General features: G+C 41.1%; 20 protein-coding genes. 17 read left to right on the top strand and 3 right to left on the bottom strand.

Features of this window, described 5'->3' with window-relative positions:
* Positions 1 to 9: 9 nt before the first annotated feature.
* The gene (locus tag H6550_03100; GenBank protein MCB9045109.1) at positions 10 to 528 is read left to right on the top strand and encodes a hypothetical protein; all 519 of its coding nucleotides are present in this window, start codon (positions 10 to 12) and stop codon (positions 526 to 528) included.
* Here H6550_03100 and H6550_03095 read toward each other — a convergent pair whose 3' ends face one another.
* Positions 529 to 2,463, bottom strand: coding sequence for a T9SS type A sorting domain-containing protein (locus H6550_03095; GenBank protein ID MCB9045108.1), 1,935 nt, complete (start codon positions 2,461 to 2,463; stop codon positions 529 to 531).
* Between the two features lie 593 nt (positions 2,464 to 3,056).
* Between H6550_03095 and H6550_03090 the strand changes: the two genes are divergently transcribed.
* From H6550_03090 to H6550_03060, 7 genes are all read left to right on the top strand, one after another.
* On the top strand, positions 3,057 to 4,439 hold the full coding sequence (locus H6550_03090; protein ID MCB9045107.1) for a T9SS type A sorting domain-containing protein: 1,383 nt from the start codon (positions 3,057 to 3,059) through the stop codon (positions 4,437 to 4,439).
* A gap of 220 nt (positions 4,440 to 4,659) precedes the next feature.
* On the top strand, positions 4,660 to 6,033 hold the full coding sequence (locus H6550_03085) for a T9SS type A sorting domain-containing protein (protein MCB9045106.1): 1,374 nt from the start codon (positions 4,660 to 4,662) through the stop codon (positions 6,031 to 6,033).
* A 206-nt stretch (positions 6,034 to 6,239) separates the two neighbouring features.
* Positions 6,240 to 6,791: a hypothetical protein gene (locus H6550_03080; GenBank protein MCB9045105.1), complete on the top strand. Its 552-nt coding sequence runs from the start codon at positions 6,240 to 6,242 to the stop codon at positions 6,789 to 6,791.
* Between the two features lie 221 nt (positions 6,792 to 7,012).
* Complete coding sequence (locus H6550_03075) at positions 7,013 to 7,564, top strand: hypothetical protein (protein ID MCB9045104.1); 552 nt, start codon at positions 7,013 to 7,015, stop codon at positions 7,562 to 7,564.
* Positions 7,565 to 7,809: 245 nt separating this feature from the next.
* Entirely contained in the window at positions 7,810 to 8,175 is a 366-nt protein-coding gene (gene rpsF, locus H6550_03070) for a 30S ribosomal protein S6 (protein MCB9045103.1), read from the top strand.
* Between the two features lie 21 nt (positions 8,176 to 8,196).
* Positions 8,197 to 8,463 carry a 30S ribosomal protein S18 gene (locus tag H6550_03065; protein ID MCB9045102.1) on the top strand — a complete coding sequence of 89 codons (267 nt, stop codon included), beginning with the start codon at positions 8,197 to 8,199 and terminating at the stop codon, positions 8,461 to 8,463.
* Between the two features lie 13 nt (positions 8,464 to 8,476).
* Positions 8,477 to 8,923, top strand: a complete 447-nt coding sequence (locus tag H6550_03060; protein ID MCB9045101.1) for a 50S ribosomal protein L9 — start codon at positions 8,477 to 8,479, stop codon at positions 8,921 to 8,923.
* A 73-nt stretch (positions 8,924 to 8,996) separates the two neighbouring features.
* Here H6550_03060 and H6550_03055 read toward each other — a convergent pair whose 3' ends face one another.
* Positions 8,997 to 9,923, bottom strand: a complete 927-nt coding sequence (locus tag H6550_03055; GenBank protein ID MCB9045100.1) for a T9SS type A sorting domain-containing protein — start codon at positions 9,921 to 9,923, stop codon at positions 8,997 to 8,999.
* 107 nt (positions 9,924 to 10,030) lie between these two features.
* Positions 10,031 to 10,324, bottom strand: coding sequence for a hypothetical protein (locus H6550_03050; protein ID MCB9045099.1), 294 nt, complete (start codon positions 10,322 to 10,324; stop codon positions 10,031 to 10,033).
* A gap of 128 nt (positions 10,325 to 10,452) precedes the next feature.
* On the opposite strand from H6550_03050, the gene H6550_03045 reads away from it, so the two are divergent.
* From H6550_03045 to H6550_03005, 9 genes are all read left to right on the top strand, one after another.
* On the top strand, positions 10,453 to 10,797 hold the full coding sequence (locus H6550_03045; GenBank protein MCB9045098.1) for an aspartate 1-decarboxylase: 345 nt from the start codon (positions 10,453 to 10,455) through the stop codon (positions 10,795 to 10,797).
* A 10-nt stretch (positions 10,798 to 10,807) separates the two neighbouring features.
* Positions 10,808 to 11,809, top strand: a complete 1,002-nt coding sequence (locus H6550_03040; protein ID MCB9045097.1) for a flippase-like domain-containing protein — start codon at positions 10,808 to 10,810, stop codon at positions 11,807 to 11,809.
* A complete protein-coding gene (gene rfaE2 / locus H6550_03035) occupies positions 11,802 to 12,293 on the top strand; it encodes a D-glycero-beta-D-manno-heptose 1-phosphate adenylyltransferase (protein ID MCB9045096.1) in 492 nt (163 codons plus the stop codon). The genes H6550_03040 and rfaE2 overlap by 8 nt, the downstream gene beginning before the upstream one ends.
* 36 nt (positions 12,294 to 12,329) lie before the next feature.
* Positions 12,330 to 14,456 (top strand): polyphosphate kinase 1, encoded by a 2,127-nt coding sequence (gene ppk1 / locus H6550_03030; protein MCB9045095.1) that lies wholly within the window; start codon positions 12,330 to 12,332, stop codon positions 14,454 to 14,456.
* Entirely contained in the window at positions 14,453 to 15,346 is an 894-nt protein-coding gene (locus H6550_03025; GenBank protein ID MCB9045094.1) for an exopolyphosphatase, read from the top strand. The genes ppk1 and H6550_03025 overlap by 4 nt, the downstream gene beginning before the upstream one ends.
* A gap of 197 nt (positions 15,347 to 15,543) precedes the next feature.
* On the top strand, positions 15,544 to 15,750 hold the full coding sequence (locus H6550_03020; GenBank protein MCB9045093.1) for a hypothetical protein: 207 nt from the start codon (positions 15,544 to 15,546) through the stop codon (positions 15,748 to 15,750).
* 236 nt (positions 15,751 to 15,986) lie between these two features.
* Positions 15,987 to 16,580: a hypothetical protein gene (locus H6550_03015; GenBank protein MCB9045092.1), complete on the top strand. Its 594-nt coding sequence runs from the start codon at positions 15,987 to 15,989 to the stop codon at positions 16,578 to 16,580.
* 68 nt (positions 16,581 to 16,648) lie between these two features.
* The gene (locus H6550_03010) at positions 16,649 to 17,518 is read left to right on the top strand and encodes a TlpA family protein disulfide reductase (protein MCB9045091.1); all 870 of its coding nucleotides are present in this window, start codon (positions 16,649 to 16,651) and stop codon (positions 17,516 to 17,518) included.
* A 1,164-nt stretch (positions 17,519 to 18,682) separates the two neighbouring features.
* Entirely contained in the window at positions 18,683 to 19,372 is a 690-nt protein-coding gene (locus H6550_03005) for a hypothetical protein (GenBank protein MCB9045090.1), read from the top strand.
* Positions 19,373 to 19,685 lie beyond the last annotated feature (313 nt).

Raw genomic sequence — 19,685 nt, 5'->3', positions numbered from 1 at the left:
TCCTCATATTTGCGTATGAACATCCGGGAAGAACTACTGAAAGACAACTCCAAAGAAGTTGCGGAGCAAATAGCCGCATGGGTAGTAACCACTCCCAAACGCATGCAGGAGTTCCTACATATCTTTCTCACTGACGAATACCGTGTAGTGCAAATGGCGGCCCATGCGCTGGGCAAAATAGCAGACGATCATCCCCAAGCACTGCAGCCCTATCTTGATCAACTGGTAAAACGCATGCAAGACCCTGATGTGCATATAGCCGTGAAACGCAATGTAGTACGCGTGTTGCAATATGTAGATATACCCGAACATCTGCACGGCGAAGTGATGAACACCTGCTTTGATATGCTGGCCGACCCCAATGAAGCTATAGCCGTAAGGGTATTTTCTATGACGGTACTGGACCATCTTTCAAAGAGCTATCCTGAAATAAAGCAGGAACTTAAGGCCATAATAGAAGACCAACTGGAACAAGGCTGTACAGCGGCCTTCAGGGCCAGGGCCAAAACCATACTCAAAGGCAAATAGTTAGTGCATTACCTTTAATTTTAGTGAATGCCGTGCTTCATTGGTTATTACGTTTATGATATACAAACCATCAGGCAATTGACCGGTAGGTATGCGTTGCTTATTAACCCCGACAACCGTTTCAGCCGCAGGGATATGTGCCATGGTTCTGCCACTGATGTCTGTGATGGTAATATCAGCTTTCCCTCTACTTTTTGCATCAAACTCCAGGGTTGTAAAATCATTGGCAGGGTTAGGATAGATCCCCGTAAAAGCTTGCTCTTTTTCACTACCGGCGACACTCAGGAAATAGCTGAGTTGGTTACTGTTGAGAATCAGCGTATCATCATTACGGAATAACATGGCAATAGCGCGCAGTTTGTTCGGGTCCCAATTGTCTTCCAGCGGTATTTTAAATTTCCGGTAATAGTTACCATTATATTTTAGCTCCGTTGCAAAAGATTTGTCACCACCCGGTGATGGCGTAATAATACGGGCTACATAATTATAATCCACATCTTTTAAAGGTACAGGGTCAGGCTTGTTCTGGTAATCTCCCATCGTACCCATAGCTCCGCCTGCATAGCCATTCTTCTGGTCCCACACACCACCTGTGCCAACCACTTTATCTTCAGTTATCACCAGCAACAACCTAAAATCTCCTGTTATGTCAATGGCCGGTTTCACGGTTACTCCTATTTCAATATTTGCTCCGTACACTCCCCCATGCATGACCAGGTCGGCATAGCCAAAGTGTTTTTTATACCTGTCAAAAGCTGAGAACAGTTCTGTTGGCTCTACATATTTCCTGTCCAGCAAAAAGAACTGGCCTGAATAATAGTTAAGGTTGTAGAAATAATCTGAATAATACTCAACTCCCATAGGGTCAGCCGTATGTACGGCTACCAAGCAGGCATCGTTATCGTAGTGCAGTGCATCCATATATACCAGCTCTCGTGGACCAAACTGGTCCCACGTGGCAGTACCTGCCTCTACAGCAACAATCTTTTTAGGTATAAAATTTACCCCGTTCAGCATGGAATGTACCGTATCGTTGCCCGTGTTGGCATCTCCTGCTGTCGATACCCAGGCTGTAATATTCACCTTGCCTATGGTAGCAATGGTATCCGGAACATTATGTGTAATATCATATTGCCCGAGTGGAGGTATGGCAATATTAAACAACTGAGACAATACATAACTATTATCACGCCTGTAGCTGACCGTAAATGAATGAACTGTGTCCAGCCCCATGTTCACCACCTTTCCTGTATGAACATATGTATTATTGATAGCCGTATATGCCTCTGCAGGGTCAAAAGGCGCGAATTGCGCCAATGCCAGGTCGTTTTTTGCAGGGCGGTAGAGTATTATATCATCTATGGCCCAACCACCGTATTTCTGGTCTACCCCCTGATCACTGTACCTGAAACCAATACGCACGTTACCATAGCCAACATACTGCGACAGATTGATGTACCAACTTGCAAAAGAATCTTTCGCTGACCCGGCAGGAACATCCTGTATCACCGTCCACGAGGCTCCGTCATTAACAGAAATCTCAACTGTGGCCTTCTCAAACTTATTGTAGGCATTCAACCGGTTGAAATAGGAATCATATTTCAGCACAACCCCTCCCTGCACAGCAGACAGGTTGATCGACTTTGTGTAAGCAAACACATCCTTATTATTCCTGGGGCCGCCTTTATCGCCGTAACAGCCTGAGATAGCAGCCACCTTTGCCCAGTATTTATACTGGGGAACCACGGAATAAGAACAATACAAGTTATACATATCGCTGGTACGCCAACCCACTGCCCCACTCTGTTTAGAGGTCCAACCCCCATTAAGATTGAGGCCCGGCATCTGGTCGAAAGTTTCTTTGAACAGTATCTGCTGGCCGCTGCCAGCATACGTTAATAGCATAAATAGTGTCAGTGCAAGCAGGTATTTCATAACCGGGTAGTTAAAAAGCAAGGTGAATGTACACACAGACATAGATAGTTTTATAATAGGATTGTCATTTGGCATGGATCAGTTTTTTGTACTTCGGTCCGAATTGTTAAGTAAAATATAGGAATTGTTGCCGGGTAGACAGAATGCAGCTTCTCCAAATATCTGACTATCAATACGATAGACAAAATTGTTAAGTATTGTTAAGTAATTGATGTCTTTGTTCATTTGCCTTAACGAGTTCGCAAGCTCAGTTGTTAAGTAATTGATGTCCTTGTTCTCGTTAATGTGGTGAACAAACCGGAATGGCCGCATCATTGCTTGTCTATCATCCAAATGTCTGCCACTTACTGTATGGTAGAACCCGATATATTGTATAATTTTTTTCATGGTTATAATAATACAAATATACAACAATTTAACAATTATTAAAAACAATTAAACTGTTTAAGTAATTCCTGTAACTTTTGATACACCTGTACGATTAACCTGTATTGAGACAGATAGAGTGGCTACTCTTTACATTTTAACAAATATATGGGAAGCCCCCTGAGTGTTGAATATTAAACCACAATAGATTTGCAAAAAACTACCTTATGAAAAAACTGATACCAATCACATCGTTGCTGATCATGAGCCTGGGTGTACATGCGCAGAACCAACAAGCTACAGTTCAGCAGTTTAAAAATGACCTGTACAGAACAATGACCAACCCTACCGGTACAGGGGGCGGTAACAAAACCACTGCAACGCTTTGGCGCATCTCCGCTACAGGCAACTGGGCGTTCAATGGTACATCGCTGGAAGCCAGTGACTCATCTAAATACAAATACTCCCTCTCGAGAGGATCAGACATAAATGCCAGCAGTGACTTTAGTATAGATGACTATGGACTGGGCGCACTGATTAATTATGACACTGCTTTGAAATTTGAGAACAGCGGCAGCGGCCTGGAACCCAGTGCCCGTTACACCGCAAGTTATGATGCCATGACGCAGAGAAAGGTATTCACCTCGCAGATGCCGGGTAGCGGGAGTTTTGTTAACGCCAGTGAGCACAGGGCAGTGCGTGATGGGAACAATAACCTTGTAAAAGAAGTGTATTTCACATGGAACTCAAGCAATAGTCAATGGGATACCACAGATGTGACTGAACATGCCTACGACAGCCAGAACCTGCTGGTAAAAGACAGCAGCTATCACTACAGTTCAGGTTCTACTACCCCGACCGAAGTATCATACTATGATTATGACAGCAATAAAGACAGGATACATTCCCTGACACTTACCTGGAACGGTACGAGCTTTGACTCCAGCCTGCAGTCAACCAGCACATATAGCAATCATCAGCCCGCACTGGTAATAGAACAATCCTATAACAACGGATGGGTGAACAGCAGCTACGACAGTTCAGGATATACCAGTGGAGGTGTATACAACTATAATGAATACCGTGAATGGGATACCCTGCTGAATGAGTGGGTAAATGTAGACCTGGAAACACGCGTAATAGGCAGTAATGGCCGCCCGCAGACAGCACATATCTCAGAATGGGACAGTACTGCCAAACAATGGAGCAATGTAGCTGATGCGACACTGACCTATGACAGTAATGACAACCCTACCAGACTAAGTGTGTATGTATATATCGGAGGTATAAAACTGCCTACGCCTTACTATATCAGCAATGTATATTATGAGTATTACTTCCCTGAAGGAATAAGTAATACACCTGTATCAGAAGCACTGAATGCATATCCGAACCCGGCTAACAATAATCTCAATATTATGTTGAATGGCAAAAAAGATGTACTACTTACACTAACCAGTATGACTGGCCAGACCGTACGCACCTTACAAGCAGGAAACAATAACAGTAAGGTATCTATGAATATCGCTGACCTGCCTGCAGGCAACTATATACTTACAGTACACAACACAGGGGCAGCACCTGCCAGGCAAATGATCACCAAACAATAGCAAGCAGGGGACAAAAAATTTAAACAGCCGGTCCAATGGGTCGGCTGTTTTTTCATGCATATACCCATGCTGCGAATAAGCCATTTGGCTATCATAGTCAATAATCATATATACAACAATAACGCATTATAATAATTTTGAAATTATTTTAACAATTCTATGGCAAAGCGTTTGATTGCTGTATGCAAAAGCACCTATAGATTTGCGCAAAACTTACCTTATGCAAAAACTAATAACCGGCGCCCTGCTCCTGGCTATGACTACAGCAAGCGCACAAGCCCACGCAAAAAATACACGAACGGAAAGAATTAAAGGCATTGACCGTATAAAAGTGCTGACAGAGACCTCGAAAAGTGCAGCAAAAACAACCGCGACCTTGTGGCGCGTTTCAGCGGTAGCCAATTATGACAACAGCGGCAGCGCACCTTCTCTGCAGGATTCATCAAAATACGTATATTCGAACGGAAGGGGATCGATGTTCGATTATTCCGAGCTATCGTATAATGATTATGGTATAGAAAGTGATGTATTATATGACACCGTGATCAGATACCAGGATATGGGAAGCGGCGCACAACTGTCGGGTCGTGACTTTATTTCTTACAACAGCAACAACAAGGCACTGAACCACACGCAACAACAGATGAATAGTGGCCAGATGACCAATACCAACAAAACTGTTGTGGTACGTGATGGTAATGACAATCCTGTTAAAAATGTAAGTCTTACCTGGAACAGTGGCAACTGGGATACCTCATTTGTATCCATTATGACCTATGATGCACAGGGCCACCTGTTGTCTGACAGCAGCTACACAAAATTTGGTGGCGTGGCATCTCCTGCCTATCGTACCAAGTATACCTATGATGGCAGCTGGAACCTGGTGCAATACCTGTATGACTACTGGGACGGTACAATGTGGACAGGCAACTCACGCACCAACTTTACCTACAACGGTACAAAGCTGGTAACGACAACCGACCAGGAATACGTGAACAGCAGCTGGCGCAACAGCTATATGGATAGTATTGGCTACAATGGTAGTGGTATCTATAATTTTTATGAGAGCCGGGAATGGGATACTGTTGGCGCCAAATGGGTAAACTCTGAACAGGAAATACATACCATCAACGGGAACGGGGTACCATCTAAAGTACTGTACTCAGAATGGAACACAGGTACTAAAAAATGGGATCCTTACTCTGAAACAGAAGTATTTTACGATGCCAATGGCAACCCGGTGCGTACGGATGTATATGACTATACCGGAGGTATAAAAGACAACACACCTTACTATATCAACTACATGTATTATGAATACTATTTCAACGTAGGAGTTAATAATGTGCCACAAGTCAATGTGGTGTCTGTATACCCTAACCCCGCCAGCAACAATGTGTATATTGTAATGAACGATATACAGGAGGGAGTAATAACATTGACCAATATGGCCGGGCAGGTTGTGCGTACCATAAGCGCCGTAGGCAACCAAAAGGTAAGCCTGGACATAACAGGTCTTGCAACAGGTAATTATATTCTGTCTGTTCAAAGCAAAGGCATGACAGATGCCAGGCAAATGCTGACGATACAATAATATTCTTTGCTGTTATAGTTCGGCCCCGGTGTTAGCGCACCGGGGCCTTTTTTTGTCATATATATAATACGTATGAAGTGCTTTTTGAAGAACTACTAAAGTTAGTGATACGCCAGGGGTAGCGGCCGATGTACTTTTGTATCACAATAAACAACAAAACAATTTCAAACAACATTCAACAACAAAAAACACAAAAACACAAAACAATGAAAAAAGTAATCGCAATCGCAATCTTCGCTACATCAGCTATCGCAGCTAACGCTCAAAATGCAAGCAGCACTGCTTCTCAGACAGTAAAATTGAACCTGAGCAACGCAATTGAACTGACCTTTACAGGTACAGGCGACAAAACAGGTGCTGACGTGAACATCCCTTTCAACAGTGTGAACGACTACGCTAACGGTGTAGAAAGCGCCAGCCAGGAACTGAAAGTTCGCTCTAACAAAGACTTCGCTGTAACTGTAAAAGCTAATGCTTCAGGTTTCACTTACACAGGTTCTACTACCCCTGCTCCTGCTATGCCGGTAAAAGACGTTCTGGGTATCCTGGTAAACGCTAACGGTACAGGTGGTACTATCGCTTCTCCGTTCTCTAACTCAACTTACGCTACCCTGACTGATAAAGACCAGGACCTGATAGACAACGGTAAGCGTGGTGGTAACCAAACCTTCGCAGTAAAATATAAAGCTACTCCGGGTTTTGCATACCCTGCCGGTACTTACGCAGTAGATGTAGTATATACAGCTACTCAACTTTAAGCGCTCGATCGCTGACAACGCGGAGTGGCGGTTTCGCTACCGCCCTCCGCACTTTTATCAAGCGGTCTCTGATATATATTCAAACAAAACAAACTTAAGACAACCCTTTATAAAGGGTTGTCTTAATCCCACAAAGGCGTTACAAAGCAAGTAGTAAATAATGCCATCGAAAACCGGAAATTCTCAATCGCATTATTTTAAAACTCAATAAAAAACACAAAATGAAAAAATTACTCCTATTCGTATTGCTGGCAGGTACCAACATTGTAACATTTGCACAGAATGTCAGCAGTACGGCATCTCAGACAGTAAAACTGAACCTGACGAACGCAATAGAAATAACTTTTACAGGTACCGGCAATAACACAGGTGCAGATGTAAACCTGAACTTCGTGACAGTAAATGACTACGCCAACGGTGTAGAAAGTTCAGACCAATGGTTGAAAGTTCGCAGTAATAAGGACTTCACCGTGGCGGTCAAATCGAATGATGAATACTTCAGCTACAGTGGCAGCAGCACATCAGTACCTAAAATGAAGGTAAAAGATGTATTATCACTGTTAGTGAGTGCAAATAAAACAGGTGGCTATATCTCTTCTCCATACTCGTTCTATAAGTTCAGAAGTATTGACGATAATAACAGTTACCTGTTGAAGAACTGCGACAGAGGTGGCGACCAGACCTTTGCCGTAAAATACAAAGCAGACCCCGGATTCCAGTTCCCGGCGGGAACATATAGTGTAGAGGTGGTGTACACTGCTACTCAACAATAATAATTAAACATTCTTTTTCATATGTGTATTACGCCTGATAGCTTTAGCTATTGGGCGTTTTTACATTATACATTATTATTTTTCTTTATAAAAAATAGACATTAAGATTTTTGACGTTTGATTTTATTAATACGTGAAATAGCCTTACCTTTGCGTTCCCAAAAATATCCGGCTATCTGCCTGTGGGTAGATATCCAGCGTTGCTGCCGGTATGAGGGACATTTTTTAACTAAGTAAATTATTTTATGGCAACAGAAAATTATCAGGATTACGAACTGATGATCATCTTCACGCCTGTACTGGCTGAAGAAGACTACAAAGCTGCACAAAAGAAGTACGCCGACTACGTAACAGAAAAAGGCGGAAAGATCGTGCACCAGAATGCATGGGGACTACGTTCACTTGCTTACCCCATTGAAAAAAAGACCACAGGACTTTACTGGGTACTTGAGTACCAGGCAGACCCTCAGATGAACGGCGCAATGGAGATCCAGATGAACCGTGATGAGGCTGTAATGCGTCACATGATCACCAAATTAGACAAATACGCCGTGCAGTATAATGCTAAGAAGCGTAGTAATGTAACAACTGAAGAGGGCGTTACTGCTTAATCACATTAAAAAAACTGAACAATGGCCAGACAAAATGATATCAAATTCCTGACCTCAACCAGGGTTGAGCAACGTCAGAAAAAATATTGCCGTTTCAAGAAAATGGGTATCAAGTATATTGATTACAAAGACCCTGAATTTTTGAAAAAGTTCCTGAACGAACAAGGTAAAATGCTTCCACGCCGTATTTCCGGTAACTCACTGAAATATCAGCGTAAAGTAGCACAAGCAATTAAAAAGGCACGCCAGATGGCTCTGCTGCCTTATGTAACAGATCTTTTAAAGTAATTAACAACCGATCATGCAAGTCATATTAATCAAAGATGTAGACAACCTGGGCTCTGCCCACGAGCTGGTAGACGTTAAGCCGGGATACGCCCGCAACTACCTAATACCTCAGAAATTTGCTCTGGAAGCAAGTCACGCTAACCTGAAAATGCAGCAGGAGCGTCACAAGCAGAAGCAAAAACGCGAAGACGCGCTGATGGCTGAAATTGCAAAAGTAACAGAAGTACTGAAAGCCAGCCCTGTGAAAGTAGGTGCTAAGACCGGTACAAGCGGAAAGATATTCGGTTCTGTTACTTCTATCCAGATAGCACGCGCTATCCGCGAGCAGAAAGGATACGAGATCGATCGTCGCCGTATATCAATAGTAGGTGATGTGAAAGAAGTAGGTATGCACAAAGTGCAGATCGACTTCGGTAAAGACAACGTACTGGAAATAGATTTCGAAGTGGTAGGTGAATAGTCTGCTGCTGAAAAGAAATACATAAAAAGGCTACCATATGGTAGCCTTTTTATTTTGTAGATGGTATTAAATATTAAGTCTTGAGCAATTTGAAAACATGCTGTTCATTTGAATCGAGCGTTATTACTATACGGTAAGTGCCCGAAGGCAACCCTGATAAGTTGATAGCAGATGTAGAATTACCTTCATTAAGTGTTATATCCTGCTGGTATAACACCCGGCCCAACACATCAAACAAAGATAAAGATATACCTTCACCAGGCATGTCAGATGTGTTCACAAATACCCTGTCTGCAGCGGGATTGGGAAACACCTTTATCTTAGTTCTGTTATCAACGATAGTATTCACGATAACATTAGTGTCAACTACTGTATCCTGCTGATAGGTATAATGAACTACCAGTAATGGCCTTTTTGTACTGTCAGGATGATCGCCGGAAGCAAATATCAATGACCTGAAGGTTTGCTCAGTCTCAAGTTTTAACATAAACGAAACTGATGTATCATGGTTAGCAGTATCAGTCCAGGCATCATTTACAATCCCTAATACATTAATGTTGAGATAATCCTGTGTTTTGGATGTAGAAACTGGAACAACGACCTGGTTCTTAGCAGTTGTAGCGGGTTGGTTATTCCATATCATAGAATCATTCCAGCCGGAAATCACTCTCATTAAAAAGCTTTTGTTGCTATCGTATGGCGAACCCGGATACATTGAATGTCTTTGCGTATGCAAGGATGTTGTGTTGCAATACAATGAAAGGTATGCACTTGTAATATTTGCGTTTGCTGGTATTGAAGCAAGGTTGAACCCGATATATGATCGTTGTATCATGAATTTGCCACCTACTGTCCATGCATTGCAAATGAAGTTTTCGTCATTACCTGCATATTGTGACGGGTACAAACTACTTACACTCACATCTTTGGCATCAAAGGGTCCGGGTCTTAATACTAATGAATCGTTGTACTGAACTGCAGATACATTAATAGAAAACATAGCAAGTATTATGAATAATAACGGTCGGCTGAAAGTTGATAGAGGCATCTGTCAGGAATTTGAATGAATGAAGTTAAACAATTATGGTACAAAAAGATGCGCTAATTCTATACCAGTTTATGCATTTTCCTGCCATTTTCAATAATAGTTTCGATAATACCCTCTGATTCAAGGTGTTGCTTTACAGTAACGGTAAACCATTCTACGGAGCCAAAAAAATCGGACCTGTTGTCCCTGATATACTCTGATACTTTATCGGCCAGGTCAGAGTAAGTAATTAATGGTGTTTGGGTAAGTATTTGTGTAATAGCTGTTTTGAATAGTTCGTAGGTCTTTACACTGATTTTAGGAGCGTTTTTACCCGCGGGATGTTTCAATTGTATCTTATCGCTTACTGCCATATTTTTGCCTGTACTGTTTTACACTGCTATATTACACATAACATTATAAATATAAATTAACTTATAGTTACTTTAAAGTATAGGATAAAGTCATAAATCATATTTCTTATTAGTAACTTTGCGGCGCTATGCAGATAGAAGTAATGAAGTCGAAGTTGCACCATATAAAGGTGACGGAGGCGAACCTGCATTATATGGGCAGTATTACCATAGATGAAGATCTGATGGATGCCGCCAATATGATAGAGAATGAGAAGGTGCAGGTATTGAACAAGAATAACGGGGAGCGCCTGGAGACCTATATAATAAAAGGCCCCAGGGGCAGTGGCGTGATATGCCTGAACGGACCGGCAGCACACAAAGTGAATGTAGGTGACATGATCATTGTTGTATCATTTGCCATTATGGATTTTGAAGAAGCGAAAAAACACACCCCTATAGTCATCTTCCCGAAAGCCGGGAATAAATTATAAACTACCCCTTATGAATAAAAAGATCCTGCTCACGGTATTACAATACATCATATTCCTTGGGCTGGGCATCGCCATTATCGTGTATATGTCCTCACAATTGTCAGAAGAGGACAAAGCAAGTATGATGTCTGCCATAAAAGGCGTAAGAATATGGTTGCTTGTACCGATATTCCTGGTAGGATTCTTATCACACTATTTCCGTGCTTTACGGTGGAAACTGCTACTGGAAGAGGTGGATATCAAATCGTCGACCGCTAATACCACCTTTGCTGTAATGATAGGTTATATAGGCAACCTGGTACTGCCGCGGGCAGGCGAGGTGGCCAAATGTACCGTACTGGCGCGCTATGAAAAAGTACCGGCAGATAAAATGATAGGTACTATAGTGGCCGAACGTGCTTTTGATGTGGTATGCCTTGTTGCCATTACAATTGCGGCATTCATATTACAGGCCGAGGTGATAGGTGAATACGCCCAGGGGCTGTTTGGTACCATGTCCAGCAATGCCAAAGGCATAGTAACTACCATTTACTTTCAGATATTCATCATAATAGCTGCAGTAGGGCTTATCACCTTTTTCATATTCCTGAAGCGTATCAAACAAACCAAGGTTGGCCAGTTTGTAAAAGGGCTGGGCGACGGTGTTGCCTCTATATTCAAATTGAAAAGGAGAGGAATGTTCCTACTATATACCACATTGATATGGGGCTGTTACTGGTTCCTGGTGCTGATGGGCTTCTGGAGTATGTCTCAACTGGAGCACCTGCCAGGGCTGGGCGCACTTGTGGTGCTTATATTTGGTAGTATTGGTATGATCACAACCCAGGGTGGTATAGGTGCTTATCCTTACCTGGTAGGCAAAATACTGGTATTCTATGGCATACCTGAAGTATATGGCCTGGCATTCGGTTGGGTATCGTGGACCGTACAGACAGGTGTTGTAGTAGTGTTTGGTGTGCTTTCTTTGATATTGTTACCTATATACAACAACAGGAGGGCCAATGATGCATAAACGACAATGGATAGAAGATAAGATAACAGACCTTGAAGTGCTGCAACGCAGAGTGAATATATGGCGTTCTGCCGGTAAAAAGATAGTATTCACCAACGGTTGTTTTGACATACTGCACAGGGGACACCTGGAGCTTATAGCCGATGCTGCAGATAAAGGCAATGTATTGATCGTGGGTGTTAACTCAGATAGTTCTGTAAAAAAATTAAAGGGCAATGACCGCCCCATATACCATGAACAGGACAGGCTGTTTCAACTGGCATCACTGCTGTGTGTAGATGCTGTTTGCCTGTTTGACGAAGACACCCCTGAAAACCTGATCAGGACGATCAGGCCTGATGTACTGGTAAAAGGTGGCGATTACAGTATAGAAACCATAGTTGGCGCAGAGTTCGTCATGAGCTATGGAGGCAGAGTGGAGGTCATACCATTTGTTGCAGGCTACTCAACCAGTTCAGTAATTACAAACATTAAGAAATTGTAAATTGTGCGTGTTGCATGTTGACAACTATCACTAATAATGGTGGTAGCGGTTAGTTTTGCAGCATTGCCAAGACAAAATATTGTATTTGTGAAATCGAATAAGCATACTATAGCAAGAGATATAAGCTGGCTTTCGTTTAATGCACGTGTATTGCAGGAAGCGCAGGATCCTAAAAACTATATTTATGACCGGCTTCGTTTCATAGGCATATTCTCCAACAACCTGGACGAGTTTTTCAGGGTGCGTGTAGCTACCCTGAGCCGTATGGTAAGGCTGGGCAAAACCGCCAAAATACACCTGGAACAAAACCCTGAAAAGATACTGGCCCGCATACAGCAGATCGTAATGCACCAGCAGATCGTATTTGATGAAACCTTTTCTGAGATAATTGCAGATCTGCAGGCCAAGAACATATTTATCAAAACAGAACGACAACTCAGCCCCGAACAGAAAGAATTTGTCAAAAACTACTTTAATGATAAAGTAAGGACACAGATCATCCCGTTGATGATAGAGAGCATCCCGCATATGCCGCTGCTGCGGGATAAATCTATATACCTGGCCTGCATGCTGGGCAATACACAAAACCCTATGTTGCAACGCTACGCACTCATAGAGATACCTACCAAAGTATTGCCAAGGTTCATTATTATGCCGTCTGAAGAAGGTAAGCATGACATCATATTACTGGAAGACATTATCCGGTACAACCTGCCCAACCTGTTCGCCCCGTTCGGATTCAACCGTTTTTTGGGGTACATTATCAAGGTGACCCGTGATGCAGAACTGGATATTGATAATGACATAAGCACCAATGTAATAGACGAGATAGAACGCGGACTCAAGAACAGGAAGAGGGGACGTGCCACACGCTTTGTTTTCGACAGGAATATTGACGCCAACCTACTGGACTACCTGATAAAAAGGCTGAACCTGTCGAAAAAAGATAACCTGATACCGGGCAGCAGGATACACAACTTCAAAGACTTTATGGATTTCCCTGACAAGGTTTTTGATGATATACAGCCCCGCCCCAAATCGTTTGTACACCCGCTTTTGCATCAGCCTTGCCGCATTATGGAAGTAATGGAGCGACGCGATGTAATGCTGAATTTCCCCTATCACTCATTTGACCCCGTGATAGACCTGTTGCGGGAAGCAGCCATCGACCCGTTTGTACAGAGTATAAAAATAACCTGCTATCGCCTGGCCAAAGACTCGAAAATAGTGAATGCACTTATCAACGCCGTGCGCAATGGTAAAGAAGTGACGGCTGTGCTGGAACTCAGGGCACGGTTTGACGAGGAAGCTAACCTGCTATGGAAAACAAGACTGGAGGAAGAAGGTGTAAAAGTGCTGATAGGACTGCCTGATATGAAAGTGCATGCCAAACTTTGTGTGATCAAAAAGCGTGAATTCAAAAAGACAAAGCAATACGCATTTATATCGACAGGCAACTTTAATGAAAATACAGCACGCTATTATGGCGACCATTGCCTGCTGACCACCAACCGGAATATCATTGCCGATGTGAACCGTGTATTCGCTTTCCTGGAAAGTCCCGTGCCCAACTTCACACACCTGGATAAGTGCAAATTGCTGCCTGTCTCGCCCAATACCATGCGTAATTTCTTTTTAGACCTGATAGAAAAAGAGATAAAAGCTGCTAAAAAGAACCAAACTGCTGCGCTTACCATCAAGCTAAACAGCCTGGTAGACGAAATACTGATAGGCAAGCTATATGATGCGGTAAAAGCCGGAGTAGACGTAAAACTTATCATAAGGGGTAGCTGTTGCGCCTATACTGAGCAGAAAGCATTTAAAAAACCGATACAGGCTATCAGCATAATAGACGAGTACCTGGAGCACGCACGTGTTTTTGTGTTTCATAACGGAGGGCAGCCCAAGGTGTTCATATCATCTGCCGACTGGATGGTGCGCAACCTGGACCATCGCGTAGAAACAGCCTGCCCGATTCTGGACAAAGAAATACAACAGGAATTAATCCACATACTTAATATTCAACTGAAAGGAAACGTAAAAGCTCGTATATTAGATAACGAACAACGTAACGAATACGTAAAACGTATAGCAGATGAGCCGGTTGTGCGTTCACAAATGGACATCTATGCGTTTTTACACCAGAAAAAGTATAAAGGTTGATATTAGCGGCTATAGATATTGGGTCGAACGCAGCAAGGTTGCTTATTTCAGAGGTCTCCGTTTATAAAGATGGCACGGTAGACTATACAAAACTTACATTATTACGCATACCTCTACGCCTGGGTTTTGACGTATTTACCCATGGGCATATTTCTGACAAAAAGCGGAAAAAACTGGTAGATACCATCAGGATATATAAACTGCTGATGGACATATACGAAGTTGAGAGTCTGCAGGCCTGTGCAACTTCGGCCATGAGGGATGCTGCTAACGGACCTGAGATCATGGAGGAGATAAAAAATGAAACGGGTGTTGAGATACAGATCATCAGCGGCATGGAAGAAGCTACCATACTATACGAGACCCATATAGCGGATAACATGAACAGCAGTAAATCTTACCTGTATGTAGATGTAGGTGGTGGTAGCACAGAGGTAACGCTGTTCTCAAACAATCATACCATATTCAAAGAGTCCTTTAATATTGGTACTATACGAATGCTGAACGAACAGGTGACAGAAGAGCAGTGGGAGCATATGAAATGGTACATAAAGACACATACAAAAGACTATCAACCACTGGAAGCAATAGGTACAGGTGGTAATATCAACAAGATATTCTCCGTATCAAAACGTAAAGAAGGCAAGCCTCTGCCATTGGAGCTGATAAAAGACTACTATAAAGAGTTGAGTGCCAGCACGGTAGAAGAAAGAATGCACCTGTACAACTTCAGGGCAGACCGTGCTGATGTAATTGTACCTGCTTTACAGATATACTCCTCAATTATGCGTTGGTCGGGAGCTGAAGAGATATATGTACCCAAAATAGGCCTGGCTGACGGGCTGGTACGTGTACTGTACAATAAATTAAGCCAGGAATCAGCTTCATAACTACCGGGCTTCCGTATTACCTGCGTCTTTAAGACATAAATGATTGGGGAGTATACCAACCATTTTACATTTTAAATACCATCTTTTTTATGGCATGGCAAAACACTGCTATGAGAATATTTGTAATTGCAAATAAGCCCCGTAAGGCTTGTTTACTAATTATAACTGTATCACTTAATAAAATGTACAACTATCCAATGAAAAAAGTATTTAAAATAGCCCTTGAGCTAATTATGTGGGCTGTAGTGTGGACCGTATTCTATGTCTATGTCCTGCCTGAAGACAGCGTATCCAATATCGTCGTAGGTGTTACCATCCAAACAGTATTGTTTACACTTATGTTCAGCATTCTGCTACGCCCTTTAAGAAGTTTTATGAATAATAAGACAACTGACGTTTACTAAGTAAAAAGGGAGAATATTTTATATTCTCCCTTTTTACATTTAATTCAGTCCTGCCCCTATAAAAGTCATTTCAAATACCATCTTTTTTAGGGTACCGCAAAGCTATTACGTTCAGATATTTGTATTGCAAAGTATCTGACGAACCGGTTCACCAATAGATAAATTGTACGCGTAATCCGAAAAGCGTGGAAACAGAGTAGGAAAACCTTTAATAACTCAAATCAATAATTAACATTATGAAAAAGTACGTATTAATTACTACCGGTATTGCACTAGCACTATTCTCGAGTATAGGGTTTTATTCTTGTACTAAAAGTGAGCAAGCATCTTCCCCTGCAAAAAAAGAAATAAATATTAATAACTATTCACGTAGTTGGATAAGCAAAATTTTAGGCTGGCTTGGATTAGTTCCATCAGTGTCAACAAGTTACAGATCTGGCTATTACGAGTCTACCGGTCCTGAAACCTTTAAATGTAATCCAGGAGATGGTATATGTGAATTTACAATCACTGCTGGTGGCATGGTAGTTCCTGACCCAGGGGATACATATCCAGTTGATGAGGGTGCAGCTGTTTTTGCGTACAAGGATGGTAATGTCATGATGATCATTGACAAAGAGACATTACATTCCACTACCTACAATAATCTGTATGCGGATGGAGTTATGTCTATTCCAGGCGACTGGGTACTACCCGAATTTGTAACCTCTGCATTAGGTATATCTGCTGGATATACAATTCCTCAAGGAGACTACACAATTGAAACTGTAAGCTATGAAAATGGTGATCCAGATGCAGTTGGGGACCTGTTAGTTGTTACATTTGAATAATTCTGAGTAATACAGTTGTAAGGGCATACATTTAAATGCCCTTACAACTGTCAATTCATCTTAAACCTATGAGAATAATTATCCTTTTTGTATTTTGTTTGTTTTGCATTTCTTCCTGTAGTTCAACTCCTACAAATGAATTGTCTAAGCCAATTGACACGTCAATAACAATACCTATTTATACTTTCCAGGAATTAGATGCACTGGGCGTACTCAAACTCAATTTCTCTGCAACAAACAATCTAATGGTTCAATACCAGGGCGATAAACTAATAATCTTACCTACAAGATCCGGAGAAGGCAGGGTTACATTCACTGATAAAAAAACATCTGATACATTAATTAACATTCGCGTAAAAACCCCTTCAGATACTAACTTCCAGAAAAAACTCAAAGACTACGACCCTATTAACAGGTTGGCAGGTGAAGATATCAGGCTATATTATGCAAATGAATATAAATTGCTAAATCACGAACTTCCTTATTTCAGCATCAGAAATATTAATGGGGATACCTTAACGGATACTGATATTCCAGGTCAAATCACCCTTATTAATTTCTGGTATTATGGTTGTCCGGCATGCATGATGGAAATCGAGGACCTGAACAGGATAAAAAAACATTTTGAAGATGAAAGGATCGTTTTCTATGCATTTTTCAAGGATAGCGCATATATAGAGAAGGGGCACAACCTATATTATGTAAAACTATTTGAAAACAATAAAAAAATATACAAATACCTGAGATCTGATTATTCTTTTGACCAGTATATCAATGCAGAATCGTCAGGCACAACTAGTAGCTTTGGGATAAAGGGTTACCCTCAAACATTTATAATAGACACCAAAGGTAAGGTTCGTTACGTCTTTCCCGGATATGGAGAAAATGTAGGTGAAACTATCAGGAACTGTATTGTAATGCTGCAAAATGAGCAGTAGAACGTTAAACAAATGTCATTAAGAGATAAATATATCAGTAAGCGGTTCGGGATATTTTTTGCGGTGAATTTTATATTAGGTATCGCCGCTGTAGGCCTCAATTCCTACATTGAATATAAAGGTATTTATTGGCCGCTATTTCTCACACTTATGCTGGGAGACCTGACCTTTATCTTTATCGCGTACGAGATATTATTAAGGTCGAACTGGAAAAAGCAATCTTAAGTCAGACATACTAAAGGGAGGATATTTTATATCCTCCCTTTTACATTTAACTCAGTACCTTCTTCAATAAAATGTTATTACAAATACCCCCATTTTTTAGGGTACCGCAATATTGTAGGATTCGGATATTTGTAGTGCAAAAATATCTGACGAACCGGTTCACCAGCAAGACAAGAAGCTGTACCAGGAACACTCAAGGCTGATGTAGTAGGTGCAGCTGTGGAAGGTGTTTACTATACTGTAACTTTCGGATGGAGTGGCTATGGTGCCCTATTAGGTTTTTTTGCAGGTGTTGTTAAAGGGGCAATGGATGGTTCCGCAATGAGTAAACTTCAAGACATTCTTTTTTAATTCAACCTTTCAGAACAAGGATAATACAATGAAGAATATCTTTCTCTCTAAGACGCCACTTTTCCCTATCCCTCTTTTAATTGTGGGTATTTTACGTGCAATTAATCTCTATAATATGAATGAGTTAAACATCGAAAGTTGTTTACAACTCGTTGCACAGCTCATAATAATACAATTACTCCTGTATGTTATATACATACTGTATAGGGTAATATGGAATCTTATTGGGAAAAAATTCAAATAAAAAAAGGTATATATTGGCCACTATTTCTCACACTTATACCAGGAGACCTGACCTTTATCTTCATCGCGTACGATATATTACTAAGGTCGAATTGGGAAAAGCAATCTTAAGTAAGACATACAAAAAGGGAGGATAATAATTATCCTCCCTTCACATTTACTTCAGTCTTTCCAAAATAAAATGTCATTTCAAACACCATCTTTTTTAGGGTATAGTGAAATGGTATAGTTATGATATTTGTAGTGCAAAATATCTGACGAACCGGTTCACCATTAAGATAGCTTGTACGCGTAATCCGAAAAGCGTAGAAACAGAGTAGGAAAACCTAAAAAACTTAACTAATTATGAAAAAATATGTATTAATAACTGCTGGACTGGGAATATTGTTATTTACAACAGTTGGCCTTTACTCTTGTAAAAAAAATAACCAAATCTCAAAAGTAGAAACTGTCAATCAAAAAGCACTTGCTACTGAAGAAGACGGATATGGTCCATTTGAAACAACCAGTGTTACCAACCCTACAACAGTTACAGATGTCAACACATACATTTCAAATAATGTTAGCAGTATACAACACGATAATAATGGTGTTCTTGAAACTGTGATATTCAATACTCAGGACCTTTCACTAACAACCGGTTATGATTTGTCTGTTTCAACCTATTATGCTTACTCAACCAACAGCTTTGGTAACATTCAATATGCGCTGGCAGTAATATATAATAGCGAACTTTCTGCATATACAGACTATATGATATTGAAAATAAACAACATATCTTCTACCTACAAAGAGATTGAATTCTATAACAGTTCTAACAATTTGATGTATACAATTGAATGGGACCAGGCAAATAATGAAGCTCGTGCTGTTGCTCCGTCCGGTCAGAATGTTATGGATTGTATAACTGATTTCTATACCAACAGAGGTTGGGTATCAGTAGGTTTGTGGTTAGGGACCCTGGTTGACCCGGGTATTGGTGGTTGCGTTGCAGCTGCATGTGCAATTGGTGAGACAGTAAAAGCAAACTACTAACATCAATTTCTGTATATAAAGTATCTATTAATCAAACAACTCAGCTATGAATAAGTATTTATATTGGATACTCATATTAACACCTGTATTTTTCATCTTGTACATGTTGTTTTATGTAGAACTCCGATACTCGATAATATTGCTTCTGATATATTCACTTGTATACAGACCTATTGTGGATGGCATAAGACTCATACATCTGGGACTGATTGATCAAAAAGATATCTGGAAACTTATATTTCCTATATACAGGTGGAAATTTTTAAGAAAACTATATTCATGATCAAAAAAGGGACGCTACATGATATAAACA

The organism is Chitinophagales bacterium (assembly GCA_020636495.1).
Taxonomy (GTDB): Bacteria; Bacteroidota; Bacteroidia; order Chitinophagales; family Chitinophagaceae; genus UBA5543.
This window is presented reverse-complemented; position numbering and strand designations above follow the sequence as displayed.